General features: G+C 59.9%; 24 protein-coding genes. 13 read left to right on the top strand and 11 right to left on the bottom strand.

The window, feature by feature from the left end; translation table 11 throughout:
* Positions 1–52 precede the first annotated feature (52 nt).
* The 4 genes from BN1117_RS15275 (at position 53) to BN1117_RS15290 (ending at position 4,269) form a co-directional block, all read left to right on the top strand.
* Positions 53–748: an energy-coupling factor ABC transporter ATP-binding protein gene (locus BN1117_RS15275; RefSeq protein WP_040098745.1), complete on the top strand. Its 696-nt coding sequence runs from the start codon at positions 53–55 to the stop codon at positions 746–748.
* Positions 720–1,364 (top strand): molybdenum cofactor guanylyltransferase MobA, encoded by a 645-nt coding sequence (gene mobA, locus BN1117_RS15280; RefSeq protein ID WP_040098746.1) that lies wholly within the window; start codon positions 720–722, stop codon positions 1,362–1,364. The genes BN1117_RS15275 and mobA overlap by 29 nt, the downstream gene beginning before the upstream one ends.
* On the top strand, positions 1,361–3,139 hold the full coding sequence (locus tag BN1117_RS15285; protein ID WP_040098747.1) for a bifunctional molybdopterin-guanine dinucleotide biosynthesis adaptor protein MobB/molybdopterin molybdotransferase MoeA: 1,779 nt from the start codon (positions 1,361–1,363) through the stop codon (positions 3,137–3,139). Before mobA ends, BN1117_RS15285 begins: the two co-directional genes overlap by 4 nt.
* A 62-nt stretch (positions 3,140–3,201) precedes the next feature.
* Complete coding sequence (locus BN1117_RS15290; RefSeq protein WP_040098748.1) at positions 3,202–4,269, top strand: FUSC family protein; 1,068 nt, start codon at positions 3,202–3,204, stop codon at positions 4,267–4,269.
* A gap of 48 nt (positions 4,270–4,317) precedes the next feature.
* Here BN1117_RS15290 and BN1117_RS15295 read toward each other — a convergent pair whose 3' ends face one another.
* The 11 genes from BN1117_RS15295 to cysK form a co-directional block, all read right to left on the bottom strand.
* Complete coding sequence (locus BN1117_RS15295) at positions 4,318–4,872, bottom strand: DUF3332 domain-containing protein (protein WP_040098750.1); 555 nt, start codon at positions 4,870–4,872, stop codon at positions 4,318–4,320.
* Between the two features lie 180 nt (positions 4,873–5,052).
* A complete protein-coding gene (locus BN1117_RS19955) occupies positions 5,053–6,354 on the bottom strand; it encodes a methyl-accepting chemotaxis protein (RefSeq protein ID WP_040098751.1) in 1,302 nt (433 codons plus the stop codon).
* A 91-nt stretch (positions 6,355–6,445) separates the two neighbouring features.
* Complete coding sequence (locus BN1117_RS15305; RefSeq protein WP_040098752.1) at positions 6,446–6,925, bottom strand: GNAT family N-acetyltransferase; 480 nt, start codon at positions 6,923–6,925, stop codon at positions 6,446–6,448.
* 97 nt (positions 6,926–7,022) lie between these two features.
* A complete protein-coding gene (locus BN1117_RS15310; RefSeq protein WP_040098753.1) occupies positions 7,023–7,466 on the bottom strand; it encodes a DoxX family protein in 444 nt (147 codons plus the stop codon).
* Positions 7,463–8,215: an HvfC/BufC N-terminal domain-containing protein gene (locus BN1117_RS15315; RefSeq protein ID WP_040098755.1), complete on the bottom strand. Its 753-nt coding sequence runs from the start codon at positions 8,213–8,215 to the stop codon at positions 7,463–7,465. The genes BN1117_RS15310 and BN1117_RS15315 overlap by 4 nt, the downstream gene beginning before the upstream one ends.
* On the bottom strand, positions 8,208–9,056 hold the full coding sequence (gene bufB / locus BN1117_RS15320) for an MNIO family bufferin maturase (RefSeq protein WP_040098757.1): 849 nt from the start codon (positions 9,054–9,056) through the stop codon (positions 8,208–8,210). Before bufB ends, BN1117_RS15315 begins: the two co-directional genes overlap by 8 nt.
* A gap of 72 nt (positions 9,057–9,128) precedes the next feature.
* Positions 9,129–9,392 (bottom strand): BufA1 family periplasmic bufferin-type metallophore, encoded by a 264-nt coding sequence (locus BN1117_RS15325; RefSeq protein WP_040098760.1) that lies wholly within the window; start codon positions 9,390–9,392, stop codon positions 9,129–9,131.
* Positions 9,393–9,817: 425 nt separating this feature from the next.
* The gene (crr, locus tag BN1117_RS15330; RefSeq protein WP_040098762.1) at positions 9,818–10,327 is read right to left on the bottom strand and encodes a PTS glucose transporter subunit IIA; all 510 of its coding nucleotides are present in this window, start codon (positions 10,325–10,327) and stop codon (positions 9,818–9,820) included.
* A gap of 42 nt (positions 10,328–10,369) precedes the next feature.
* Entirely contained in the window at positions 10,370–12,097 is a 1,728-nt protein-coding gene (ptsI, locus tag BN1117_RS15335; protein ID WP_040098764.1) for a phosphoenolpyruvate-protein phosphotransferase PtsI, read from the bottom strand.
* A gap of 44 nt (positions 12,098–12,141) precedes the next feature.
* Positions 12,142–12,399, bottom strand: coding sequence for an HPr family phosphocarrier protein (locus BN1117_RS15340; RefSeq protein WP_005338266.1), 258 nt, complete (start codon positions 12,397–12,399; stop codon positions 12,142–12,144).
* Positions 12,400–12,840: 441 nt separating this feature from the next.
* Positions 12,841–13,809: a cysteine synthase A gene (gene cysK / locus BN1117_RS15345; protein WP_040098766.1), complete on the bottom strand. Its 969-nt coding sequence runs from the start codon at positions 13,807–13,809 to the stop codon at positions 12,841–12,843.
* Positions 13,810–13,968: 159 nt separating this feature from the next.
* Here cysK and BN1117_RS15350 point away from each other — a divergent pair, with 159 nt between their 5' ends.
* The 9 genes from BN1117_RS15350 to exeE all read left to right on the top strand — a co-directional run bounded on the left by BN1117_RS15350 (position 13,969) and on the right by exeE (position 25,854).
* Positions 13,969–14,811, top strand: coding sequence for an AAA family ATPase (locus tag BN1117_RS15350; protein WP_040098768.1), 843 nt, complete (start codon positions 13,969–13,971; stop codon positions 14,809–14,811).
* Between the two features lie 3 nt (positions 14,812–14,814).
* The gene (locus BN1117_RS15355) at positions 14,815–15,978 is read left to right on the top strand and encodes a vWA domain-containing protein (protein WP_040098774.1); all 1,164 of its coding nucleotides are present in this window, start codon (positions 14,815–14,817) and stop codon (positions 15,976–15,978) included.
* 55 nt (positions 15,979–16,033) lie between these two features.
* Complete coding sequence (locus tag BN1117_RS15360; protein WP_040098776.1) at positions 16,034–17,155, top strand: beta-ketoacyl-ACP synthase III; 1,122 nt, start codon at positions 16,034–16,036, stop codon at positions 17,153–17,155.
* A gap of 49 nt (positions 17,156–17,204) precedes the next feature.
* Complete coding sequence (locus BN1117_RS15365; protein WP_040098777.1) at positions 17,205–18,650, top strand: HD domain-containing phosphohydrolase; 1,446 nt, start codon at positions 17,205–17,207, stop codon at positions 18,648–18,650.
* 313 nt (positions 18,651–18,963) lie between these two features.
* Positions 18,964–20,532: an ExeA family protein gene (locus BN1117_RS15370; RefSeq protein ID WP_040098779.1), complete on the top strand. Its 1,569-nt coding sequence runs from the start codon at positions 18,964–18,966 to the stop codon at positions 20,530–20,532.
* Positions 20,532–21,224, top strand: a complete 693-nt coding sequence (exeB, locus tag BN1117_RS15375; protein ID WP_040098780.1) for a GspB family T2SS assembly factor variant ExeB — start codon at positions 20,532–20,534, stop codon at positions 21,222–21,224. Before BN1117_RS15370 ends, exeB begins: the two co-directional genes overlap by 1 nt.
* Before the next feature lie 221 nt (positions 21,225–21,445).
* Positions 21,446–22,288: a GspC family type II secretion system variant ExeC gene (exeC, locus tag BN1117_RS15380; protein WP_156130012.1), complete on the top strand. Its 843-nt coding sequence runs from the start codon at positions 21,446–21,448 to the stop codon at positions 22,286–22,288.
* A 21-nt stretch (positions 22,289–22,309) separates the two neighbouring features.
* A complete protein-coding gene (exeD, locus tag BN1117_RS15385) occupies positions 22,310–24,349 on the top strand; it encodes a GspD family T2SS secretin variant ExeD (protein WP_040098782.1) in 2,040 nt (679 codons plus the stop codon).
* Positions 24,349–25,854 carry a GspE family T2SS ATPase variant ExeE gene (gene exeE, locus BN1117_RS15390; RefSeq protein ID WP_040098783.1) on the top strand — a complete coding sequence of 502 codons (1,506 nt, stop codon included), beginning with the start codon at positions 24,349–24,351 and terminating at the stop codon, positions 25,852–25,854. The genes exeD and exeE overlap by 1 nt, the downstream gene beginning before the upstream one ends.
* Position 25,855: the final 1 nt, after the last annotated feature.

Below are 25,855 nucleotides of genomic sequence, written 5' to 3' on the forward strand. Positions count from 1 at the left end.
AGCTATCTGAAGAACTGACCATGCCCCCACTGTGCATCAACAGGAGTACCCCATGGCCCTGACCGCCCAGCAACTCACCATGCGCTTTGGCGAGCGCCAGCTGTTCGCGATTGACCGGCTCGCCATCGCACCGGGGGATGCCATCTGGCTGCATGGAGCCAACGGGGTGGGCAAGACCACCTTGCTCAAGATCCTGGCGGGGCTGCTGGCCCCCACCCGCGGCCACACCAATCTGCCGGGGCGCTGGCAACAGCGGCTCAACCGGCTGCTCAAGCGGGATCTGGGGCCGGGCCGGGTCACCTATCTGCACCAGACCCCCTATCTGTTCGATCGCACGGTGCACGACAACGTCGCCTGGGCGCTCGATAAACAGCTCGGCAGCGAGATCCGGGTGTTTGAGGCGCTGCGCCGGGTCGAGCTGGAGGGGCTGGCGCGGGAGCACATCAGCATTTTGTCCGGTGGCGAACGGCAACGGCTGGCGATGGCACGCGCCTGGGCGCTGCAACCGGCCTTTCTGCTGATGGATGAGCCCACCGCCAATCTCGACACACATTCGGTTGCCCTGATGGCCGCATTGGCGCAAGATCTGCGGGAACATGGCAGCGGCCTGGTCGTCATCAGCCACCAGAGCAACGCATTGACCGACCTGTGCGAGCGGCAATGGACCCTCGCCCGTGGCCAGCTGCAAGAGACGACCCCTTTAAAAATCATCGAGCGACATGACTTCAAAAAGCGACAGCCACTCTGATCCCGTTGCCGTATCAGCAGTGATCCTGGCAGGAGGCCGCGCCACCCGGATGGGGGGCGAAGACAAGGGATGGGTAGCACTGGCAGGACGCCCTCTTATCGACCATGTTTTGGCACGGCTGCGCCCCCAGGTGGATGAGGTGCTGATCAACGCCAACCGCAATCAGCCCCGCTATCAGGCGCTGGCCCCGGTCATCTGCGATGACAACAACGACTATCTCGGCCCGCTGGCGGGCATGCAGGCGGGCCTTGCTGCCGCCCGTCACGACTGGGTGCTGTTTGTCCCCTGCGATGGCCCCGCCCTGCCGCTGGATCTGATGAGCCGCTTTCGCGCCGCCCTGACCCCGGATACCGAGCTGGTGGTAGCCCACGATGGCGACTGGCTGCAACCCGTGGTGGCCCTGCTGCACAAATCCCTGCTCCCCTCCCTCACCGCTGCGCTGGCAGAGGGAGAGCGCAAAATCGATATCTGGTTTGCCCGCCACCATATGGCGGTGGTGAGCTTTGCCGATCAGCCGGATGCCTTTATCAATCTCAACAGCCCGGACGAGCTGGCCGCCTACGAGGCCCGTCTGCTTGCCCCGGCTATCGACCCCCAACAAGGAGTCACCTCATGACCCCGGCCCCCACTCTCCCCCTGCTCGGCTTCGCCGCCTGGAGCGGCACCGGCAAGACCACCTTGCTGGAGCAGTTGATCCCCCTGCTGGTGGATCGCGGCCTGCGCATCGGGGTGCTCAAGCACGCCCACCACGACTTTGACATCGACCAGCCAGGCAAGGACAGCTACCGCCTGCGCAAGGCGGGCGCCCGGCAGATGATGGTCGCCTCCCGCCGCCGCCATGCGCGCATTACTGAAACAATGCACGGCGAGACCGAACTGGCCGAAGCCGATTTTCGCCGACTGCTGGCCAGCTTCGATCAGACAGAGCTCGATCTGCTCTTGGTCGAGGGGTTCAAGCACGAACACTTCCCGAAAATCGAGCTGCACCGCGCCGAGATTGGCAAGCCGCTGCTCTTCCCCGAAGACAGTGACATCATTGCGCTGGCCAGCGATCAGCCCCAACAGAGTGGCGAACAGCAGCAGACAAGCCTGCCCCGCCTCGATATCAACGATCTGGCGGCCATTGCCGACTTCGTCTGCCGCTGGCTTGACGGCTGCCAGAACAAGGAGCCTGAGGCAGGCAAGGGCTTCCTCTCGGTCGAGGCGGCCCGCAACGCCATTCTGGCGGCCCTCACCCCGAGCACGGCCTGCTCCGAAAAACCGCTGGCCCAGTGCCACGGCGCCGTGCTGGCCGCCGATCTGATAAGCCCCATCAATGTGCCGCCCCATGCCAACTCGGCGATGGATGGCATTGGCCTTCGCAGCGACGATCTCGCCGCCGGCCGCTGGCAGCTGGTGGGGGAAGTGCTGGCAGGCCAGCAGCGCCACGAGCCTGTGCTGGCCGGTCAGGCGGTGCAGATCATGACCGGCGCCCCGCTGCCCCCCGGTGTGGATACCGTGGTGATGCGGGAAGAGACGCTGATTGAAGGTGAGTGGGTCACCGTCACCGCCCCCGTTCGCGCAGGGCAGAATGTGCGCCTGGCCGGGGAAGATCTCGCCAAGGGGGCGGTCGCCATCCCAGCCGGTACCTGGCTTGGCGCCCCCCAGCTGGGGCTGGCGGCATCACTCGGTCAAGCCAGTCTCACTGTGCGCACCCCGCTGAAAGTGGCGCTGTTCAGTACCGGCGACGAGGTGCAGGCGCCGGGCGAGCAGCTCGCCCCCGGCCACATCTTCGACAGCAACCGCTTCACCCTGATGGCCCTTATCCGCGCCGCCGGTTGCGAGGTGATGGACCTTGGCATCATTCCCGATGACAAGACCATACTGCGCCAGCAGCTGGAGCAGGCCGCCGCCAGCGCCGATCTGGTGCTGAGCTCGGGCGGAGTCTCGGTAGGCAACGCCGACTTTATCAAGCTGGTGCTGGCTGAGCTGGGCCAGATCGATTTCTGGCGCATCCAGATGCGACCGGGCCGCCCGCTCGCCTTTGGCAAGCTGGGGCAGACCCCCTTCTTCGGCCTGCCGGGCAATCCGGTGGCGGCCATGGTCTGCTTCCTGCAGTTTGTCGAGCCCGCCATCGCCCGCCTGCAAGGCAAGCGGTGGCAGCCGCTGCGCCTCTCGGCACTGGCGGATGTGAAGATGAAGAGCCGCCCGGGGCGCACCGAGTTTCTGCGCGGCATCTTCCATCAGGACCGTAACGGCCAGCTGCGGGTGCGCACCACAGGGCCACAGGGCTCGGGTATTCTGAGCTCCATGGCCGATGCCAACTGCCTGATTGAAATCGTACCGGATCAACCCGGGATCGCCGTTGGCGAGCGGGTCTGGATCCATCCCCTGCAGGGACGACTGGCCTGAATCCCGACGGGGCGTCGGCCGGATGCACGGCGCCCCGTCCCCCACCTGACAGGAGGCAGACCGTGCGTCTTGATGCCCCCCTCTCCCGACTCGATCTGCTGGTCTATGGCCGCTACCGGATCGTCCATGGCCTGCGCATTGCGCTCGCCTTTATGCTCACCTTTTTGCTGACCCGCGAGCTGAAACTGCCGGAGAGCACCTGGCCGCTGATCACGCTTGTGGTGGTGATGGGCCCCATCTCGTTTTGGGGCAATGTGCTCTCCCGCGCCCTGCAGCGGGTGGTGGGCACCATCTTCGGCGCCAGTTGCGGGGTGGTCGCCCTCTATCTCGAGCTCTACTCCCTGCCGCTGATGCTGATCTGGTGTGGCTGTATCATGTTTCTCTGCGGCTATCTGGCCCTCGGCAAGCGCCCCTATGTGGGACTGCTGATCGGTATCACGCTAGGGGTCACCATGGGGGCCATGCCGGGGGACATAGAGACAGCGCTGTGGCGTAGTGCCGACGTGATTCTGGGCTCCCTGCTGGCGCTGCTCTTTTGCAGCATCTACCCCCAGCGGGCCTATAGCCACTGGCGGCTGCAACTGCACCAGATCCTGCAGCAGTCGGGGCGGCTCTATCACACTCACCTCTCCCCCAATGTGCTGGAGCGCCCGCGCCTCAAGCACAATCTCTCCCAGCTGCTGGCCCAGACAGGCAAACTGCGGGCCCTGCTGGCCCCGGCGGCCAAGGAGACGCGCCACAGCGTCGCCCTGTTTGATGCGGTGCAGGTCACCATGCGCAACACCCTCTGCACTCTGGAGATGCTGGCCAACACCTACTGGAACGATCGGCAGAGCCACTTCCTGATGCAGAGCACCCGCGAACTGCACGCCTGCCATCAGGCCACCGAGGAGGCGATCAACCAGCTTGCCCTGATGATGCTAACCGGTGACGGGCGCGGTGCCGATGCCGCCATCGCCCGCCTGCAGGAGGTGGCGACCCAGGTGTCGCTGCCGCCCAATACCGAGGCCGCCATCAATGGCTACCTCTGGCTCAACGTGCAGCTGACCGAACAACTCACCCACCTGCGCCGCCTGCTGGGGCTGATCCTCACCCCGCCCCATCGCAAGCAGCCAGTGCAAGCCAAATAAAATACGCCCCGCAGGAGCGGGGCGTATTTCTAGAGATAGCTCAGATGATCAGGCTGCGGCACTGGCCTTGGCACTCATCTGCTGCAACTCTGACTGGGTCAGGGTAGAGACAAACTTGCCATCAAAATAGATATCCATCAGCTCACCGCGCTTTTCGCCACGCATCAGACTACTGCTGCAATCCAGATAATGTACTTCCATCTGGGCGGTGCGCTCGTCAGGGTAGCTCACCTCAACCTCACGCACCCCGTGCGGTAGCATGGCCAAGGGTACCTTTTTGAGGGAGGGATCGAGGTGCTGATTCACCTTGATCACCGCATCAGCGCGCATGTCTACCACAGCAGGTGATTTGCCGGTGATGGGGTTCTTGCCTGACCAGAACTCGATGGTATTGAAAACGAACAGGTCAGCAGTCGCAGCCAGACCATAGACCGGAGAGAGCAGCATAAAGACCCCGGCACGACCGTAGCGGTTATCCACCACACTCAGGTTGCCCTTGGTGACCATGCCGGAAAGCCCCATCTGCCCCATGCAGCCGCCAAGACCCATGCTTGCGACCATCACCAGCAGGGCCATTGCCCGCCCTTTCTGTTTTAATACCATAGTGTTCTGTTCCTGTTCTGAAATAAATGAGGCGGCAAGCCTAAGCAAGAGAGGATGTGGGGACAATTCACAATGGCAGGGTGATACAGGAGGGGTTCAGATTGGCATATCAAGTGGCCAATAAATAAGCACCGATGGATTCTTGATCCGCTCGGTGCCTCTTGCGACAACCGCTGATTGTCAGGAGCCAATCGCCAGATTGGAGACTGTATCGGTCACATTGATGGCCCCCTGCTCGATCTGCGTCATGACACCGCTCACCTCGCCGATCTGCTCCATGCCACGCTGGGCACTGGTGGCCACTTCGTTGATGTTGCTGGTGATCTGGGCCGTCAGTTCACGGTTTTTCTGCACCACGCTGGCGATCTCGCCGGTCGAGAGGGAGGTGCGGGCTGCCAGCTGACGTACCTCGTCGGCCACCACCGCAAAGCCACGCCCCTGATCGCCAGCCCGGGCCGCCTCAATGGCGGCATTAAGGGCCAGCAGATTGGTCTGCTCGGCAATGCTGCTGATGGTCGAGACGATAGCCTCAATGCTTTTAGACTGCTCATTGAGCTGACCAATCAGACCGGCAGTGCGACTCACCTGTTCGGAGATGGCGCTGGAGATGGCAACCGATGCTGCCAGCAGTTCAGACCCGGTTTCGGCAAAGCGGGTGGTCTCCTGCGAAATGGTCTGGGCTATGTTGGCCGCCTCGATCACTGCCTGGGCGCGTTTGATCCGCTCGGTCACCTCACTGGCAAACTTGATCACCTTGACCACCTTGCCGCTCTCATCCTTGATGGGGTTGTAGGTTGCCTCCAGCCAGATCTCGTTGCCGTGGCTGTCACGGCGACTGAACAGCCCCGACTTGAACTGGCCGTGGGCCAGATCGTCCCAGAAGTGGGGCTGCTCGCGATAGAAGCTCTCATCGCAAAACAGTCGGTGATGCTGCCCCTTGATCTGCGAAAGGGAGTAACCGACACAGGAGAGGAAATTCTGGTTGGCAGTGATAATCTCCCCTTTGGGAGTAAATTCAATCACCGCAAGCGCCCGATCGAGCGCCGAGCTGATCGCTTTCTGACGACTCAGCTGTTGATAGCTTTCGGTGATATCAGAAGCAATCTTGACCACCCTGACCACCTTGCCGTCCAGCTTGACCGGGAAATAGGTTGCCTCCAGCCACAACTCCCGCCCCTGTTTATCTACACGCTGATAGATGCCACTGTGGGCATGCCCCTGGCGCAACTGTTCCCAGAATTGGGCGTAGGAGGGGGATTGGGCATAGTGAGCATCGCAAAAGATTCTATGGTGCTTACCTACGACTTCCTGCTCGCTGTAACCCACCACACTGAGAAACAGCGGGTTTGCCTCCAGGATCTCCCCCTGCGAGGTAAAGCTAATGCTAGCGACACTGGCTTTGACCGCATCAATAAATGCCTGAGTCTGGGCCAACTGCATTTGACACGCTTGTAATTCCGCTTTGAGTTTGAAGTTAAACATCTGCCCCGCTCCGCTGTTACATTGATGTGACCACATTTTTGTCTGCATCAATTTTAGACGAGAAACCAGATAGATAACGGGGTCTCATCAATTAGGTAGTCAGGTCCCACTCCAGATAGGCCGGATTGGCGACAAAGCCGATCCGCTCATAGAGCGGGCGCCCCTGCTCGCTGGCATGGAGCCATACCTTGCCCAGCTGACGCGCTCGGGCGAAGGCCGTTATGGCATCGAGCAGCACCGTGGCGATCCCCTGCTGGCGCCATTGCGGTTGCGTATACATATTGAGCAGATACCCCTCCACCCCCGCCAGATTGCCGGGATAGGGGGGTCGCACAAACAGCGCCAACGTTCCCACTGCCACGATCTGCTTGCCGCCCTGCTGCGTATCGGCTTCAGCCAACCAGGATAGCGCCCTCTCTTCACTGATCGCCCGGGTAAAGTAGTCAGCGGTGGCCTGCCACAAGGCCGGGTCTGCCTGCGGCGTTGCCAGCTCACCGACCTCGCAAAACAGCTCCATGCGCAGCGCCACCAGTGCGGGAATATCTGCGGTCCTTGCCTGACGAATGATCATTGGCTGCTCCTTTTTTCTCATGGGAAATTTCGCCGACCGCCATTATGACAAAGAGCACCTTGTGGCGCTCTTTGTTATTGGGAAAATAAGAGATAAATCAATGGCTACGACGTGTCAGCCAGTGATCCAGGCTCAGCATGCCGCCGCCCCAGATGGCCAAGGTCAGCAGCATCCAGCCCCACAACTGATGATCGTAAAAGCCGCCCGCCCAGAGGGTCGGATAGGAGATCACAGCTATGACATTGAAGCCAAACAGCAGCAAGGCGGCCGGGCGAGTAAAAAGCCCCGCCAGCAGGAAAAGCGGCAGCAACAGCTCGGTCGCCGTACCCAGATAAGCAGCCCACAACCAGGGCAGCAGGGGCACCTGATACTCGGATTCAAACAGATAGAGGGTGGAATCCCAGGCTGTCAGCTTGAGCCAGCCGGCAGTGATAAAAACCGAGGCGACCCACAGCCGCGCCAGCAACAGCACACCGGCGCTGCTCCAGCGCGGCAAATCACCACTCGAGCTGGCCAGCGCCAGCCATTTGTTTGCCATCATGGCATTACCTCCATATCCACCAGCAGACCAAGGGTTATCAGGCGAGTGAGATGTTCACTGGCCGCAGGGTCGGCCGCCAGCAGCTCGACCAGCGCCAAACCAGCGAGACAACCCTGTAACAGCGCCCACTCACCCGCAGTCAGGGGCAAGGGTGCGACCCGGTAATCGGGCTGTTTCTTCAATGCCAGCCAGTCAGGGGCATCAAGCACCTCCACCACTTCACCACCGTGCAGCGCCATCTGCCACAGGGCCAGCACCGGATAATCGCTGGTAACCAGCAGCAGATCCGTGGCTGGCAACAGCCGCAGCCGATCCCATTGTTGCGGCGATAATGCGGCCAGACGTTCGGCTGGCCAGCAGCGGGAGTCGAGCGGCAGCAGACTGGCACGCTCAAGCTGCCACTCGAACTGCGCCAGCGCCTCCAGCCAGGGCAGCCCGGTTGTAGTCGGCAAGCGGGCCAACCATTGGCCAAATCCGGCGCCATAGTGCATTACGCTTCCTTCCCTGAGCGGCTCGGCCAATACGAAGCCACGGGCCGCTGCTGCAAAAAAGTCGTCCCCGACCATGACCCTGACCGCGGGATAACTGCTCGCCAGCACCTCACCAAGACTCAGGATGAAGTGGTTGCGATAGACCTGCAGCACAGATTCGACAGGAAAGAGCCGGGAGCTGATGTGAGGGGCAATGGCGTCTGGCGTCCCCAGCAGGCCATCGGCAAAATGCCGTTGCAGTTGTGCCAATTCAACCATGGGCCACCTCCTGTGGCGTACGCATGAGGTGCACCTCATCCAGAATGGCGCTGGCCTGCGCCGCCTCTGCCAGCAAGACCGGCAGCGGCGGGATCTCGAGGTCCCACTCAATCAGGGTGGGAATGGCCTGCTGGCGGCAGATCTGGCGATAGAGTTCCCAGACCGGTGCCACCACAGGGGCACTGTGGGTATCGATATAGAGGGAGCCTTCCGACAGCTGTTTCTCGGTATAACCGGCCAGATGGATCTCCCCGACAGTGGCGAGATCGATCGCTGCCAGATACTCATCGCAAGAGAAACCGTGATTGAAGGCACTGACATAGAGATTGTTGAGGTCGAGCAGGATGCCGCACTCGCTGCGCTGCTGCAGCTCGACCAGAAATTCCCATTCGCTCATCTCCCCGGCCAGTTGCAGATAGGAGGAGGGATTTTCAATCAGCATGCGGCAACCCAGGGTCTGTTGTACCTGCTGGATCTTGTCGCTGATGTTGCGCAGAGAGGCGCGGGTATAGGGCACCGGCAGCAGGTCATTGAAATAACGTCCACCAATGCTGCCCCAGCTGAGATGTTCGGAGATCCGTACCGGTTTGATCACCGCGGCCAGTGTCGACAACTGCTGCAGATGGTGCGGATCGAGGGGGTCGGCAGAACCGAGAGACATGCCAACGCCGTGAAGACTGACGGGGTAGTGCTGCTCCAGCTCGGCGAGCACCTGAAAACCCTGGCTGTGCCGTGCGAAGTAATTTTCACTGTGCACTTCAAGCCAACCGACTGCCGGCAGGGTTTGCCGGATCTCGTCGTAATGGGGAGTGCGTAATCCGATACCAATCAAAGGGTTCATCGCAAGACTCGCTTTCGCCAATCAGAGAAGATGCAGGGGGAGGCCCGTTGGCCATCCCCTGCCCGATGTCTCTTACTTGGGTTGCAGCGAACCGCCGACCAGCTTCTCGCACAGCCCTTTGGGCATCACCACAAAGGCATCACCCTGAGCATCTTCCTTGGCAGTACCGGCGCAGGAGCTGCTCTTGGTCGCGCAATCATTCTTGCCGGCCTTGACCACGCCGTAGCACTTCTCCTTTTCATTGGCAGCCATCGCTGGTGCCGCGATAAATTGAGCGCCCAGCGCCAGCAGACCGGTCATGGCGGAGGCGATAGCAGTGCTTTTTTTAACGTTCATGTTCATGTTCCTTTTGAAATCGTTGGATGTTGCTGATATCCCCGATTTGTCGCAACCGGGTACCTGCAATAGAACCGGCAAGCGAGGCATTTCCTTTCAAAAAAACACCAAAAAAGAGTCAACGAGATCAAAAAATATCAATAAGCAATTGATTTAATGCGTCTATTTAAAGATAAAAATTATCGCTCAACCCAGGAGCAAGGCACCAAAAAGACAGCATTCGCCCCATATGGAACTCTTCCACCGCCACCAGCAAAAGAGGCGTAGCAAATCGAGCAAGAAGAAGCCTTGCTGCCTCTGCCCTCTCACATCTGGTCACCACCACTGTGACCGGGAAGCGCCTGTCAGGGCGCACACATAAAAAAACCGAAGCACCAGGCTTCGGTTTTTTTTTACTGCAGCAACTGGCGTGAGCCAGCTGGGCATTATTTCTTGATACGGATAACCGGGGTCTCGCCCACAGTCACAGCACCCGTCATTTTGATCAGCTCTTTGATCTCGTCCATGTTGGAGATGACAACCGGAGTCAGGGTAGACTTGGCTTTCGCTTCCAGAACGGCCAGATCGAACTCGATGATGGTGTCGCCGCGCTTGACCTGCTGGCCTTCCTGAGCGATACGCTTGAAGCCTTCGCCTTTCAGTTCAACGGTGTCGATACCGAAGTGAACGAACAGCTCGATACCAGTATCGGATTCCAGAGAGAACGCGTGGTTGGTCTCGAAAATCTTGCCGATGGTACCATCGCACGGTGCAACCATCTTGTTGCCAGCCGGCTTGATAGCGATACCGTCACCAACGATCTTCTCAGCGAAGACAACATCAGGTACATCTTCGATCGGCACGATTTCGCCAGACAGCGGAGCAAAGATTTCGATGCCGCCGGTGTCAGAGCTATCGTCAGAAACCAGTTTCTTCAGTTTGTCGAACAGACCCATATAAAGCTCCTAGAGATGATTTGTCGCTGTTTGCAGCCGATCTTAGCAGACTGCTTTCTGCTTAATAAAGTTATCTACGCACGTTTCGATTTCTGCAGCGGTGGCAAAGCTCAGCGCTTGATCAGCCATTGCCTTCACATCTTCGAAGTTGGTGTTGCGGATAAGCTTCTTGATACGCGGTACAGAGATGGCGCTCATGGAGAACTCATCCAGACCCATACCCAGCAGCAGCAGGGTAGCGCGCTCGTCACCAGCCAGTTCACCACACATACCGGTCCACTTGCCTTCGGCGTGGGACGCATCGATAACCATCTTGATCAGGGTCAGGACGGAGGGTGACAGCGGGTTGTACATGGCGGAGATCATCTCGTTACCACGATCGACGGCCAGGGTGTACTGGGTCAGGTCATTGGTACCGATACTGAAGAAATCCACTTCCTTGGCCAGATGATGAGCCATCACGGCGGCGGCCGGGGTCTCGATCATGATACCCACTTCGATGGATTCATCAAAGGCTTTGCCTTCGGCACGCAGTTCAGCTTTCAGCGTCTCTACGGTAGCTTTCAGGCTACGGAACTCTTCGACAGAGATGATCATCGGGAACATGATACGCAGTTTGCCAAAGGCAGACGCACGCAGAATGGCCCGCAGCTGAGCATGCATGATGTCGGTGCGGTCAAAGAAGATCCGCACGGCACGCCAGCCCAGGAAGGGGTTCATCTCTTTCGGGAAATTCATGTACGGCAGCTCTTTGTCGCCGCCAATGTCCATGGTACGCACGATGATCGGCTGATCCGGCATCGCTTCGGCCACTTCTTTGTAGGCTTTGAACTGCTCGTCTTCGGTCGGCAGTGCGTCACGGTCCATGAACAGGAACTCGGTACGGTACAGACCTACGCCTTCGGCGCCATTGCGGATGGCACCTTCGGTATCCTTGACGGTACCGATATTGGCGCACACTTCGACCTGATGACCATCCAGGGTGATGGCAGGCAAGTCTTTCAGCTTGGCCAGCTCATCTTTCTCGGCCTGGAACTGAGCCTGGAACTTCTTGGCTTCGGTCAGCTGTTCAGCGGTCGGATTGATGATGATCTGGTTGTTGATCGCATCCAGCACCAGCATGTCACCGTTCTTGACGCGCTCGGTGATGTCGTTGGTGCCTACCACGGCCGGCAGCTCCAGGGAGCGGGCCATGATGGAGGTGTGAGAGGTACGGCCACCGATGTCGGTGACAAAACCCAGCACATATTTCAGGTTGATCTGAGCGGTTTCAGACGGGGTCAGGTCTTTGGCGACCAGGATGACCTCTTCGTCGATGGTGCTCAGGTTGACAACGGCGATGCCCAGTACGTTCTTGACCAGACGGGTACCGATGTCACGGAAGTCGGTGGCGCGTTCGCGCAGATAAGGGTCATCCAGCTCGGCCATCATCTTGGCGTACTGCTCGATCACCTCATAGATGGCTTTGTCAGCGGAAGCCTTGTTCTCTTTGATGAAGGATCTGATATCCCCTTCCAGCTCCTCATCTTCGAGCAGCATGATGTGGCCTTCGAAGATGGCCTCTTTTTCCTCACCGAAGGTACGACCGGCCATCTCTTTGATGGCTTCCAGCTGGGCAGCTGACTTGGTACGAGCTTCGAGGAAGCGGTTGATTTCGGCATCAATCTGGTCAGCAGAGATTTTGCCCTGATTGATAACGATTTCATCTTCTTTCAGAAGAAGCGCCTTACCGAATGCGATACCGGGGGACGCAAGAATGCCAGATATCATAATCCTTCCTATTAAAACGACTGTGGGGGAGGAGTAAAGCTGGATTACTCCAGCTCGTCCATCAGGGCAACCAGCTTCTCAACAGCTTGCTGAGCATCCGGACCGTCAGCCTGGATGGTTACATTGGTACCCTTGGTCAGGCCCAGGGTCTGCAGCTTGAACAGGCTCTTGGCGCTGGCGGACTTGCCACCGGAGACCACAGTGATCTCGCTTTGGAATTCTTTGGCTTCTTTCACGAACTGAGCTGCCGGACGGGTGTGCAGGCCGTTTTCAGCAGTAATAACAACAGACTTCTCGTACATGGTTTCACCCCATATTATTGATATTTTCTGGTGGATTGGTCGTTTTTGAAGCAACCTGACCCACCGTGTCAGTATGGATATGTTGTAAAGTAACGAAAGCAGACCCGCAATGGTTTAATCCAGGTCAAGTTTCTGTGCAGTAATCGGCGCGCTGGTTGGCAATTTTCAGTTATTGGGCTACAAGCCGCATCAGGACTGGCCTGAAATTATTTCATAACGAAAAATAACACTTTGTTACTTTGTGATACCCAGCCAGCAAACACCGCGTGACGCCGCACAGAATATGAGATTTACCGCAGAATGTCTGCTTTTTTTCTCACTCCAGAACTTGTTATTTTACCCCAAAAAATAAGGATCAAGTGACACTAACGGTGGGTTGAGTCTAGCCCATAAAGAAACGGCGCTCCTGGGAGCGCCGCTGTTTTGAAAGATTCCGATCAGTTACTGCTGCAGTTCCTGCTCACTAAACACCCCGGCAAACAGGGCGCTGGAGAGGTAACGCTCGGCGGCGCTCGGCAGGATAACCACTATGGTCTTGCCTTCAAACTCCGGCAACTCGGCCAGGCGACTGGCTGCCACCACCGCGGCCCCGGAACTGATACCAGCCAGGATCCCCTCCTCCTCCATCAGGCGGCGGGCCATCTCGATCGCTTCATCGCTACTGACCTGCTCGACGCGGTCCAGCAGAGTCAGGTCGAGGTTACCCGGGATAAAGCCGGCGCCGATCCCCTGGATCTTGTGTGGACCCGGTTTGATCTCTTCACCGGCCAGCTTCTGGCTGATGACCGGTGACTCGGCAGGTTCGACCGCGACAGAGACCACCGCCTTGCCCTTGGTCTGCTTCAGGTAACGGGAGACACCTGTGATGGTGCCGCCGGTACCGACCCCGGCCACGAACACATCCACCTCACCATCGGTTGCATCCCAGATCTCGGGACCTGTGGTCTTCTCGTGGATCTCGGGGTTGGCCGGGTTTTCAAACTGCTGCAGCAACACATACTTGCCCGGCTCTGATTCGAGGATCTCGTTGGCCTTGGCAATGGCCCCCTTCATCCCGAGCGGCCCTTCGGTCAGTACCAGGTTGGCCCCAAGCGCCTTGAGCAGCTTGCGACGCTCCAGGCTCATGGTGGCCGGCATGGTCAGGGTAATGGGATAGCCACGAGCCGCCGCGACAAACGCCAGAGCAATACCCGTGTTGCCGCTGGTAGGCTCGATGATCTCCTTGCCCTTGGTCAGGATACCGCGCTTCTCTGCATCCCAGATCAGGTTGGCACCGATCCGGCACTTGACGCTGAAGCTGGGGTTACGGCTCTCGATCTTGGCCAGCACACGGCCCTTGGTAACACGGTTGAGACGAACCAGCGGGGTGTTGCCGATGGTCTGGCTGTTGTCCTCAAAAATTTTGCTCATGGTGCTATCCCTGTGTTTGTTAAGGCGATGAAACAAGATTACCCTGTGGTTTCTGAATGAGAAGTGACGATTCGTTATAACCATATGGTATTAGAACATATAGAACTTATTCTCTCTGGCCCGTGATCCGGGCTGCCAATCGTCAAAGGAACCGACGTTATGGGATTTTCAGGAAGCAGCCACTATCTCGCCTCCGATGCATTGAAGATGGCGGTCAATGCCGCCATCACCCTCGAAAAACCGCTGCTGATCAAAGGGGAACCGGGTACCGGCAAGACGGTGCTGGCGGAGGCGGTGGCCAACCATCTCGGCACAGACCTCATTGCCTGGCATATCAAGTCCACCACCAAGGCTCAGCAGGGTCTCTACGAATATGATGCAGTTGCCCGGCTGCGGGACTCCCAGCTAGGCGATCCCAGAGTGGCCGATATCAGTCACTACATTCGCCAGGGCAAGCTGTGGCAGGCCTTCTGCGCCGAGCAGCGACCGGTGCTGCTGATCGACGAGATCGACAAGGCCGACATCGAATTCCCCAACGATCTGCTGCTGGAGCTGGATCGGATGGAGTTCGACGTCTACGAGACCGGTGAGCGAGTCAAGGCGCGCCAGCGGCCGGTGGTCATCATCACTTCCAACAACGAAAAAGAGCTGCCGGATGCCTTCCTGCGCCGCTGCTTCTTCCACTACATCCGCTTCCCCGACAAGGTCGAGATGCAGGCCATCGTCAAACTCCACTATCCCGACCTCAAGGAGAGCCTGCTTGGCGAGGCGATGGATCTCTTCTTCGAGCTGCGCGAGGTAGAGGGACTGCGCAAGAAACCCTCTACTTCAGAGCTGCTGGACTGGATCCGCCTGCTCTTGGCCGACGATGTCGCCCCCGAGGCGATGCGCGCCCGCGAACCCGGCAAGCTGGTGCCCGCGCTATATGGTGCCCTGCTCAAGACCGAGCAGGATTTGCATCTGTTCGAGAAGCTCGCCTTTTTGGCCCGGCGCGGCAGCTGACCCATGCTGATCGACTTTTTTACCCACCTGCGCCGCCACAAGCTCCCCTGCAGCCTGCGCGAACTGCTGGACTTGCACGCAGCGCTTGCCGCCCGGCTGGTCGCTGTCGATATGGATGCGTTCTACCAGCTCTCCCGCTGCCTGCTAGTAAAAGACGAGGCCCACTACGATCGCTTCGATCGCGCCTTCGCCGAGTACTACGCGGGGCAGGAAGCCATCCCCCTGCTGCCGGAGAGCCTGCCCGAGGAGTGGCTGCGCCAGGAGTTCGAGCGACTGTTGAGCCCAGAGGAGAAGGCGCTGCTCACATCCCTCGGCGGACTCGACAAGCTGCTGGAGACCCTCAACCAGCGATTAAGCGAGCAGAAAGAGCGCCACGCCGGTGGCAACAAGTGGGTAGGGACTGGCGGCAGCAGCCCGTTTGGCCACGGCGGTTTTCACCCCGAGGGGGTGCGCATGGGGGGAGAAGGGCTGCACCGCAAGGCGGCCAAGGTGTGGGAGGCCCGCCACTATCGCAACTTCAGCGACGACTCGCCGCTTGGCCAGCGCGCCATCCAGCTGGCACTGCGAAAACTCAGACGCTGGGTGCGCAAAGGCAATCCCGACGAGCTGGATCTTGACGACACCATAAAAAGCTCTGCCCGCCAGGGCTGGCTCGATGTGAAGCTGCGGCCCGAGCGCCACAACGGGGTCAAACTATTGGTTTTCTTCGATGTAGGGGGCTCCATGGATGCCCACGTTGCCGAGGTGCAGCGCCTCTTCTCTGCCCTGCGCCACGAGTTCAAGCATCTGGAGTACTTCTATTTTCACAACTGCCTCTATGACTTCGTCTGGAAGGATAACAACCGCCGCTTTGAGGAGCGGTTCGATACCCTGCGCCTGCTGCGTACCTACGGCAGCGACTACAAGGTGATCCTGGTGGGGGATGCCACCATGGGCCCCTACGAGATCACCTGGCCGGGCGGCAGCGTTGAGTATTGGAACGAGGAGTCGGGTCAGGTGTGGCTTACCCGCTTGCAACAGCACTTTCCCAAGCTGGTGTGGCTCAACCCCACCCCGCGCCGGGAGTGGCTCTGGCATCCTTCCATCAAACTGATGAATGACGTGGTTGGCGGACGGATGCATCCGCTGACTCTGGCGGGTCTGGCTGCGGCCATCGACCAGCTGTGACCCTCTCTACCCGAACAGACCAACAAGCCGGGAGTGAACCCGGCGAGGAGCAAAGATGACCTCTATCGTGATCAGTGGCTCAGGCCTCTATACCCCACCCTTTGCCGTCAGCAATGAAGAGCTGGTGGCCGCCTTCAACCAGTATGTGGATCTCTACAACGAGGAGAACGCCTCCGCCATCGATGCCGGCCAGCTCCCAGCCAAGCAGCACTCCAGCTGCGAGTTCATCGAGAAGGCCTCCGGCATCAAGAGCCGTTATCTGGTGAGCCGCGAAGGGGTGCTCAACCCCGATATCATGCAGCCGCTGCTGGCGGAGCGGCCCGACGAGATGCCCTCCATCATGGTGGAGATGGCAGTGGCTGCCGCCGAGCAGGCGCTGATCGCCGCCGGCCGCGAGCCGGGTGAGATCGACCTGGTCATCGTGGCCGCCTCCAATATGCCGCGCCCCTATCCGGCACTGGCCATCGAGCTGCAGCACTATCTGGGGGCGGGTGGCCTGGCCTTTGATATGAACGTGGCCTGCTCCTCCGCCACTTTTGGTATCAAGACGGCAGCGGACATGCTGGCGGCCGGCACTGCCAACGTGGCGCTGGTGGTCAATCCTGAGATCTGCTCTGGGCACCTCAATTTCCGGGACAGAGACAGTCACTTTATCTTCGGCGATGGCTGCACCGCAGTGCTGCTGGAGCGGGAAGCAGATTGCAAGGTGGCCAATCCGTGGCAACTGGTAGCCAGCAAGCTGGTGACCCAGTACTCCAACAACATTCGCAACAACTTCGGCTTTTTGAACCGGCTCAGCCCGCGTACCCGCTACAGCGACGACAAGCTGTTCCGCCAGCAGGGTCGCAAGGTGTTCAAGGAGGTGTTGCCGCTGGTGTGCGACCAGATAGCCGGCCAGCTCGATGAGCAGGGCTGGCCCGCCGAGAGCCTGAACCGGCTCTGGCTCCATCAGGCCAACCTCACCATGAACCAGTTCATCGGCCGCAAGCTGCTTGGCCATGATGCCACTCAGCAGGAGGCGCCGATCATTCTCGATAGCTATGGTAATACCAGCTCGGCGGGTTCCATCATCGCGTTTCATCTGTACAATCGCGACCTTCCTGCGGGGGCCCGCGGTGTGCTTTGCTCATTTGGCGCGGGTTACTCCATCGGTAGCCTGCTGCTGCGACGCCTGTAATGGCGGGCCTCCCGCCGACATAACAATAACCAGCAACATGGGTGGGAATATGCAGAGGATCACGGGGCGCTGCGCCCTGCACTACGGGATAACCCTGTCACTATTTTGTCTCTATGGCGGGCAGGTTTGCCCGTTGATCGAGAATCTCCCCCTGCCCCAGTTGCTGGGACCAACTCTGGTGACGTTCACCATCATGTTCGCCGTGCGCAGCATACTGCTCTCACGGCATCCTTTACCTCGCAACGGGCTGGACGGATTTGCCCTTGAGGTAGGTTTCTATCTGCTGGGCGCCCTGCTGATCTCCTGCTACAACGCGCTGGTCCATGAATTCTCTCTGGAAAGCCACCTTAAAGTGTTGCTCGGAATGGCCACCCTCGGTTTTCTGGTGGCGGCAGACCTGACTCTGGAGCGAGACTGGCATCAAGCCAGAGCACGACAAGATGAGCTGAGTCTGACGCTAAGCCACCCGCTGGCCATGCCGCTGCCACGCAAGTTTACCCTCTTTACCCTGGCGACCCTCACCCTGCTGGGGGGCGTATTCTTCTTGCTGTTCAACAAGGATCTGGAGTGGCTGGTGACAGTGGAGCGCAGCCTGCCGAGGGTCGATGCCCAGCACTACATTCTCTGGGAGATCGCCTTCGTAATGACGGTGACCTTCTGTTATCTCGCCCTCATCATCCACGGTTATGGCCGCAATCTCGGCCTCTCCCTGCGCCAGCAGACCCGCACCATGGCCAGAGTACAGTGCGGTGACTTCGATGCCCGGGTCCCCATCACCCGGGATGACGAGTTTGGTGTTATCGCGGCCAGCACCAATCAGATGATCGGCGAACTGAAAGCCCGCAGCGATGAGCTTAATCTGACCCGTGACGTCGCCATTCTCGGTCTCGCCTCATTGGCGGAAACCCGTGATAACGAAACCGGAGCCCATATCATCCGCACCCAGCACTACGTAAAGACACTGGCGCAATACCTCAGCGGCAGCGACTGGGAGCGCTACCCACTCGATGACGCCACCATCGATCTGCTGTTCAAATCAGCCCCGCTGCATGATGTGGGCAAGGTGGGCATTCCCGATGCCATCTTGCTCAAGCCAGGCAAGTTGACCGATGAAGAGTTCGCCATCATGAAGCGTCACCCGCAGATCGGCGCCGATGCACTGGCCACTGCCGAGGCGCAGCTGGGCTCCAACTCCTTCCTGCGGCTGGCCCGGGAGATCTCCCTCACCCACCACGAAAAGTGGGATGGCAGCGGCTATCCGGCTGGGCTGGCAGGTGAGGCTATTCCCCTCTCCGGGCGGCTGATGGCAGTGGCGGATGTCTACGATGCCCTCATCTCGAAGCGGGTCTACAAGCCAGCCTTCAGCCATGAGGAGGCGAAGGAGATCATCGTCAAAGGGAGTGGCAGCCATTTTGATCCCGCCATCATTGCGGCTTTTCTCGCCTGCGAGACGCAGTTCAGGGAGATTGCTGCGCAGTTTCAGGATCACCACTGAATGGGACCAGCCGTGATGGCAGACAACGCAACCGGCGTCATAAAAAGCGCGAAAACAGCTCTGACAGTCATAGGTGCAGCGGCACACGCGGTACTGTTCACGCTGGGCAGATATTGCTAGCTCCCTTTATTTGCAGCTGTCTTTTGTCATTTTGTGATCCGGGTTTCATGCCAATGACATAACCGGGGTCACAAGATGGCAGGAAAAGGCCGCAATTTGCCCTCCGGCGCCAATGATGGCTTCCAATGAAAGCGAGGTTTGCTATCATCCGGAGACATTTTTCATCTGTCGCCGGCTACAAAAGAATACCCTCATGTACACACAGTTCTTCGGCCTCTCGGAACACCCGTTTTCCATCTCGCCCAATCCCAAGTACCTCTATATGAGCGAGCGCCACGGCGAAGCCCTTGCTCATCTCAACTATGGATTGCAGGATGGCGGCGGCTTTGTGCTGCTGACCGGCGAAGTGGGCACCGGCAAAACCACCGTCTCCCGCTGCCTGCTGCAACAGCTGCCCGCCGAGACCGAGATCGCCTATATCCTCAACCCTTCCCTGACCGAACGGGATCTGCTGGCCGCCATCTGCGACGAGTTTCAGCTCCCCTATCCCGAGGATGCCGGGATCAAGCGGCTGTTCGACCTTATTCGCGATCACCTGCTGGCCAACCTGGCGGCAGGCAAGCGCAGCGTGGTACTGGTAGATGAGGCGCAGCACCTGCTGCCCGGCGTACTGGAGCAGTTGCGTCTGCTCACCAACCTCGAAACCGACGAACGAAAACTGCTGCAGGTGGTGCTGATCGGCCAGCCCGAGCTGCAACAGATGCTGCGCCAGCCCCTGCTGCGCCAGCTGGCCCAACGCATTACCGCCCGCTACCACCTGCTGCCGCTCTCCCACAGCGATGTGGATGCCTACGTCCGCTTCCGGCTGCAAGTTGCGGGCTGCGTGCAACCTATTTTTACCCCGCGTGCCATCAAGACGCTCCATCGCCTGAGTGGCGGCATCCCCCGTTTCATCAACCTTATCTGCGACCGCGCCCTGATCGCCGCTTTCGCCCGTGGCAGCTACAAAATTATCCACAGCGATATCAGCCAGGCCGCCTTCGAGGTCAATGGCGTTCGGGACGAAGGAAGCTGGGCCTCCGGTCTGATAGTGACGCTGGCAGGCGCCCTGCTGGTGGCCGCAGGCTGGTGGGGCTGGCAATTTTTCGGTGTGTTCCCCACCCGTCCGGTAGTCAGGGTCGAGGTGCCGGTCACCATAGATGAGACCGCCGAGCAGCAGGAGCAGCTGACCGAGGCGATCAATCAGGCCATCGACCCCGACAGCGCCATGCAGAATCTCTATCGGGTCTGGGGTTATGAGCCGGAACCGTTCGAGGCAACTTGCGACAACGCCCCTCGGGCCGGTCTGCGCTGTCAGGAGGGAGAGGCGAGCCTCGACGAGCTGCGCGCCCTGCAGTATCCCGCCATGATCACCCTCACCGACCAGACTGGTGGCCTCTACTATGCGACCCTGGTCAATCTGGGGCCAAGCAAGGCCAACCTGCTGATCGGCGACCAGAGCTGGCAGGTGGATCGCCAGTGGCTCAGCGACAACTGGGGCGGCAGTTACACCCTGCTCTGGCGAATGCCAAAGGGAGGTGTGCCCCTGATTGGCAACAATGCGGGTATCACCCAACTCCAGTGGCTCGACAATGCCCTCAGCCGTGCGCTGCAACAACCCGAGCGCAAGGTGCACCGTTTCGATGGCGAGCTCAAAAACAAGCTGCAGCAGTTTCAGCGAGATCAGGGGCTGACCCCTGATGGCATCGCGGGCAGCAATACCCTGCTCCGTCTCAACGCCCTCTCCGGTGAACCCATGCCCAGACTGGAGGAGGCCTCCTGATGTCTACCCTGCTCAAGGCGCTGCACCGTGCGCAGCAGCCGCAACTCTCCACCCATATTCCGGCCATGGGATTGCCCATGCCCCGGGAAGAGGAGCGCAGCCGCCGCCGCATCGGCTGGCTGCTGGCTCCCCTGGCCCTGTTGCTGGGGGCGGGAGCCAACTATGGCTGGCATCTGATCCACCTGCGCCCCATCGAGGAGAAGGTGGAGGTGAAAGAGGTGATCACTCCCCCCTTCGTGCGGGTCGAACCCAAGGCGATGGTAACCCGTCCGCTGCCCCCCCCCCTGCCAGAGCCGGTGGTCCAACCCAGAGCGGTAGCCAGAAACGAAGGGGCCAGTCAGGGGAATCCCCCCACGCTGAGTCTGGCCGAGCAGCTGATGCGGGCACTCAATGAAACCCCATTGCAGGAGACGCCACACACCGCCAGCCAGAACGTGCAACCGGCCCAATTGATGGCGCTGGGCTCGGCCCCCCAGTCGGTGCGCCAGCAAGTGCCACAGCTGAGCTACGGCTCTCATGTGTTCTCCTCCAACCCCGCCAAACGGGCCGTGGTGCTCAATGGTCGTGAATACCGGGAGGGGAGCGAAATCGCGCCGGGGGTCGTGCTCGCTACCATCGACCAGCAATACATAGTGCTGCAAGTTGCCGGACAGAGCGTATCCCTCAAGGCGCTGCAGGATTGGCAAGGGTGAGTACGCACCGGGCCCAGATATTCGCAAGCAAGCAGGATGCACCTCACCTGAGTGCCACTTTTATGAGCATTCAAAGGATCAGGGTGTGATGAAATATCCATTTTTACGGTTTGGCGCGCTCCGACCCGTTGTGTCACAGCCACCGGCCGTAGACAATACGCAGCCGCCCCAGAGCCTGGAATTTGTTGATTAATATGACACTAAGATTCAGGGATGAGACCTTGACCCTGCTGCTGGCCCGGTGCCGGCGGCTTCCCATGACCAGAGTCAGCCAGTTGGCCTTGCTGGCGCTGCTGATCATGCTGGCGCAACAGAGCGCCGCCCTCACCTGGCGTCTGCTCACCCTGGCAAGCCCGCAAACCACTCAACCGTGGCAACCCTCCGCCGTGGCGGTCAACGGCCAGAGCAACCCGCACCTTGAACTGGGCGAGGTAAGCCGACTGGCGCTGTTTGGCAAGGCGCTCCCCAAGGCGCAGGCCAAAGCCTCCGTGGCCGCCAATGCGCCACGCACCCAGCTCAATGCTCAGTTAAGTGGTGTGCTGGCCAGCTCGGATCCCGCCAAATCCATCGCCATCATCGCCATGTCCGGTATCCAGAACTCCTATGGTATTGGCGATATGATTGACGGCACCCAGACACGGATCCGGCAGGTCTATCCGGATCGGGTGATCATCGAGCGCGATGGCCGTGACGAGACCCTGATGCTGGATGGCGAGGAGTATGGCAAGCCGCTGCCACCAACGGCTAGTGGCGCTCCTATTAGTTCCCTGCGTAGCGAACTGATGGCCGACCCGGCCAAGATCACCGATTACCTCAATATTTCCCCGGTACAGGTGGATGGCCGCATGACCGGCTATCGCCTCAATCCGGGCAGCAACCCTGAGTTTTTCAACCAGAGCGGGCTGCAGGCCAATGACCTGGCCATCAGCATCAACGGACTGGATTTACGGGACAATATGCAAGCCATGCAGGCGATGCAGCAGCTGGCTGGCGCAACGGAAATGACAGTGACCGTCGAGCGACAGGGCGAACAGTTCGACATCTATGTGCGCTTGTCAGAATAATGATTTGGAGTCGTATCAAGAATGACCACTAAAGGAAAAGGCTGGCGTCTGGCCACTATCGCTGCGGCACTGATGATGGCGGGCTCAGCCTGGGCCACCGAATACGCTGCCAGTTTCAAGAACACCGACATTGAAGAGTTCATCAATACGGTGGGCAAGAACCTCAATAAAACCATCATCATAGAGCCATCGGTGCGCGGCAAGATCAACGTGCGCAGCTACGACCTGCTCAACGAGGAGCAGTATTACCAGTTCTTCCTGAGCGTGCTCGATGTCTACGGCTTTGCCGTGGTGCCGATGGACAACGGGGTGCTCAAGGTGCTGCGCTCGCGGGATGCCAAGACCTCCGCCATTCCGGTGGTAGATGGCAACAACCCGGGCATGGGCGACGAGATGGTGACCCGGGTAGTACCAGTGCGCAACGTCTCGGTCCGTGAACTGGCGCCGCTGCTGCGTCAGCTCAACGACAACGCTGGTGGTGGCAACGTAGTGCACTACGAGCCCTCCAACGTACTGCTGATCACCGGCCGCGCCGCCGTGGTCAACCGGCTGGTGGAAGTGGTCAACCGGGTCGACCGTGCCGGCGATCAGGATGTGGACATCATCAAACTCAAGTTCGCCTCGGCGGGTGAAATGGTGCGGCTGGTGACCAACCTCAACAAGGATGGCAACCCACAGGGCGGCACCGCCTCCCTGCTGCTCTCCCCCAAGGTGGTGGCCGACGAGCGCACCAACTCTGTGGTGGTGAGTGGTGAACCCAAAGCGCGCGCCCGCATCATCCAGATGGTGCGCCAGCTCGACCGCGACCTGCAAAGCCAGGGCAACACCCGGGTCCTCTACCTCAAATATGGCAAGGCCAAAGATATGGTCGAGGTGCTCAAGGGGGTCAGCTCCAGCATCGAGGCCGACAAGAAGGGCGGCGGCGCAACCACAGGTGGCGCCAGCATCGGTGGTGGCAAGCTGGCGATCTCAGCCGACGAGACCACCAATGCGCTGGTCATCACCGCCCAGCCGGACGTGATGTCCGAACTGGAGCAGGTGGTGGCCAAGCTCGATATCCGCCGCGCCCAGGTGCTGGTGGAGGCGATCATCGTCGAGATGCAGGATGGCGATGGCCTCACCCTTGGCGTCCAGTGGGGCAATGCCAACGGCGGTGGCACCCAGTTCACCAACTCTGGCCTGCCCATTGGCGGTGCCATCATTGCTGGCAAGGATTACCAGGATGGCAAGACCGACAGCGCTGCCAATCTGCTGAAAGAGTTCAATGGCATGGCCGCCGGTTTCTATCGCGGTGACTGGGCCATGCTGGCCACGGCGCTGGCCTCCAATACCAAGAACGATATTCTCTCCACCCCGAGTATCGTCACCATGGACAACAAGGAGGCCTCCTTCAACGTCGGTCAGGAGGTCCCGGTCCAGAGTGGTTCGCAAAGCTCCACCACCAGCGATCAGGTGTTCAACACCATCGAGCGCAAGACGGTGGGCACCAAGCTGACCGTCACCCCGCAGATCAACGAAGGGGATTCGGTGCTGCTCAATATCGAGCAGGAGGTCTCCAGCGTCGCCCAGACCCAGGCGACCGGTACTGCCAACCTTGGCCCGACCTTCGATACCCGTACCGTCAAGAATGCAGTGCTGGTCAAAAGCGGCGAAACCGTGGTGCTGGGCGGTTTGATGGACGAACAGACCAAGGAGCAGGTCTCCAAGGTGCCCTTGCTTGGCGATATTCCGGTGCTGGGCTATCTGTTCCGCTCCACCTCTAACACCACCTCCAAGCGCAACCTGATGGTCTTTATCCGGCCCACCATCTTGCGCGATGCCGATGTCTACTCCGGTATCTCCAGCAGCAAATACACCCTGTTCCGCGCCGAGCAGCTCAATGCCGCCGCCCAGGAGGGGTATCTCACCTCCCCCGCCCGTCAGGTATTGCCCGCCTACGGCCAGGATGTGATGGTATCGCCCGAGCTGCAACAAGAGATCCAGAAGCAGATCAACGAGATGCGGAGCAGACAGCAGAACACTGTCGAGACCGCCACCCCGTTTGTGCAGAGTAAGCCCTGATGAGTGCCTACCATCTGGATGGCAGCGTCGGGCCTGCGCCACTGCCCGAGCTCCCCTTTGTCTTTGCCCGCAACTTCGGGGTGATCCTGATTGAGCGGGACGGCGCCCCCGTGCTGCAGTGCCGCCCCGGTGTCACCCCGCAGGCCCTGCTGGAAGTGCGGCGGGTCGCGGGTTGCAGCTTCGCAGTGGAGCAGCTCGACAACGACGCCTTCGAAGAGCTACTGATGGCCCACTACCAGCGCGACTCCTCCGAGGCGCGCCAGCTGATGGAAGATCTCGGCAACGAGATGGACTTCTTCGCCCTGGCTGAAGAGCTGCCGCAAAGCGAAGATCTGCTGGATGCCGACGACGATGCCCCCATCATTCGCCTCATCAACGCCATGCTGAGCGAAGCAATCAAGGAGGAGGCCTCCGATATCCATATCGAGACCTTCGAGCGGGCACTGGTCATTCGCTTTCGTATCGATGGGGTACTGCGGGAGATCCTGCGCCCCCATCGCAAGCTGGCCTCGCTGCTGGTCTCGCGGATCAAGGTGATGTCGCGCATGGATATCGCCGAGAAGCGGGTACCGCAGGATGGCCGTATCTCGTTGCGGATCGGCGGCCGCGCTGTCGACGTGCGGGTCTCCACCATGCCGTCCAGCTACGGCGAGCGGGTGGTACTGCGTCTGCTCGACAAGAACAACGTGCGCCTCGAACTCAAGCAGCTGGGGATGACCGCGGCCAACCGCACCATCATCAGCGAGCTTATTCGCAAGCCCCACGGCATTATTCTGGTCACCGGCCCGACCGGTTCCGGTAAATCCACCACCCTCTATGCGGCGCTGTCTGAAATCAACTCCCGGGATCGCAACATTCTGACGGTGGAAGACCCTATCGAATATGACCTCGAAGGGGTGGGCCAGACCCAGGTCAACAGCAAGGTGGACATGACCTTCGCCCGCGGCCTGCGCGCTATTCTGCGCCAGGATCCGGATGTGGTGATGGTGGGTGAAATTCGTGACCTCGAGACCGCCCAGATCGCGGTGCAGGCCTCCCTCACCGGTCACCTGGTGATGTCGACCCTGCACACCAACACCGCCATCGGCGCTATCACCCGGATGCGGGACATGGGGATCGAGCCCTTCCTGCTCTCTTCGTCCTTGCTGGCGGTGCTGGCCCAGCGGCTGGTGCGCACCCTCTGCCCCGATTGCCGCGCCCCGCGCCCCATCACCGAGCAGGAGCGCCTCGCCATGGGCATCGAGCTGGCTCCCGATCAGCAGGTGTGGCGGCCGGTGGGCTGCGAGCTGTGCAACCACACCGGCTACCGTGGCCGGACCGGCATCCACGAGCTGGTGGTGATCGATGAAGCGGTGCGTGAAGCCATTCACAGTGCCAGCGGTGAGCTAGCCATCGAGCGGCTGATCCGCGGCCACACTCCCAGCATCCGCCGTGACGGCATCGACAAGGTCCTCAAGGGGCAGACCAGCCTCGAAGAGGTACTGCGCGTGACCCGGGAAGATTGAG

Source organism: Aeromonas australiensis, from assembly GCF_000819725.1.
GTDB classification, from domain to species: Bacteria; Pseudomonadota; Gammaproteobacteria; order Enterobacterales; family Aeromonadaceae; genus Aeromonas; species Aeromonas australiensis.

Bases quoted from the DNA above. Each gene is read 5' to 3' on its own strand.
- BN1117_RS15275 (WP_040098745.1), top strand. From the start codon at position 53: ATGGCCCTGACCGCCCAGCAACTCACCATGCGCTTTGGCGAGCGCCAG.
- mobA (WP_040098746.1), top strand. From the start codon at position 720: ATGACTTCAAAAAGCGACAGCCACTCTGATCCCGTTGCCGTATCAGCA.
- BN1117_RS15285 (WP_040098747.1), top strand. From the start codon at position 1,361: ATGACCCCGGCCCCCACTCTCCCCCTGCTCGGCTTCGCCGCCTGGAGC.
- BN1117_RS15295 (WP_040098750.1), bottom strand. From the start codon at position 4,872: ATGGTATTAAAACAGAAAGGGCGGGCAATGGCCCTGCTGGTGATGGTC.
- BN1117_RS19955 (WP_040098751.1), bottom strand. From the start codon at position 6,354: ATGTTTAACTTCAAACTCAAAGCGGAATTACAAGCGTGTCAAATGCAG.
- BN1117_RS15305 (WP_040098752.1), bottom strand. From the start codon at position 6,925: ATGATCATTCGTCAGGCAAGGACCGCAGATATTCCCGCACTGGTGGCG.
- BN1117_RS15310 (WP_040098753.1), bottom strand. From the start codon at position 7,466: ATGATGGCAAACAAATGGCTGGCGCTGGCCAGCTCGAGTGGTGATTTG.
- BN1117_RS15315 (WP_040098755.1), bottom strand. From the start codon at position 8,215: ATGGTTGAATTGGCACAACTGCAACGGCATTTTGCCGATGGCCTGCTG.
- bufB (WP_040098757.1), bottom strand. From the start codon at position 9,056: ATGAACCCTTTGATTGGTATCGGATTACGCACTCCCCATTACGACGAG.
- BN1117_RS15325 (WP_040098760.1), bottom strand. From the start codon at position 9,392: ATGAACGTTAAAAAAAGCACTGCTATCGCCTCCGCCATGACCGGTCTG.
- crr (WP_040098762.1), bottom strand. From the start codon at position 10,327: ATGGGTCTGTTCGACAAACTGAAGAAACTGGTTTCTGACGATAGCTCT.
- ptsI (WP_040098764.1), bottom strand. From the start codon at position 12,097: ATGATATCTGGCATTCTTGCGTCCCCCGGTATCGCATTCGGTAAGGCG.
- BN1117_RS15340 (WP_005338266.1), bottom strand. From the start codon at position 12,399: ATGTACGAGAAGTCTGTTGTTATTACTGCTGAAAACGGCCTGCACACC.
- cysK (WP_040098766.1), bottom strand. From the start codon at position 13,809: ATGAGCAAAATTTTTGAGGACAACAGCCAGACCATCGGCAACACCCCG.
- BN1117_RS15350 (WP_040098768.1), top strand. From the start codon at position 13,969: ATGGGATTTTCAGGAAGCAGCCACTATCTCGCCTCCGATGCATTGAAG.
- BN1117_RS15355 (WP_040098774.1), top strand. From the start codon at position 14,815: ATGCTGATCGACTTTTTTACCCACCTGCGCCGCCACAAGCTCCCCTGC.
- BN1117_RS15360 (WP_040098776.1), top strand. From the start codon at position 16,034: ATGACCTCTATCGTGATCAGTGGCTCAGGCCTCTATACCCCACCCTTT.
- BN1117_RS15365 (WP_040098777.1), top strand. From the start codon at position 17,205: ATGCAGAGGATCACGGGGCGCTGCGCCCTGCACTACGGGATAACCCTG.
- BN1117_RS15370 (WP_040098779.1), top strand. From the start codon at position 18,964: ATGTACACACAGTTCTTCGGCCTCTCGGAACACCCGTTTTCCATCTCG.
- exeB (WP_040098780.1), top strand. From the start codon at position 20,532: ATGTCTACCCTGCTCAAGGCGCTGCACCGTGCGCAGCAGCCGCAACTC.
- exeD (WP_040098782.1), top strand. From the start codon at position 22,310: ATGACCACTAAAGGAAAAGGCTGGCGTCTGGCCACTATCGCTGCGGCA.
- exeE (WP_040098783.1), top strand. From the start codon at position 24,349: ATGAGTGCCTACCATCTGGATGGCAGCGTCGGGCCTGCGCCACTGCCC.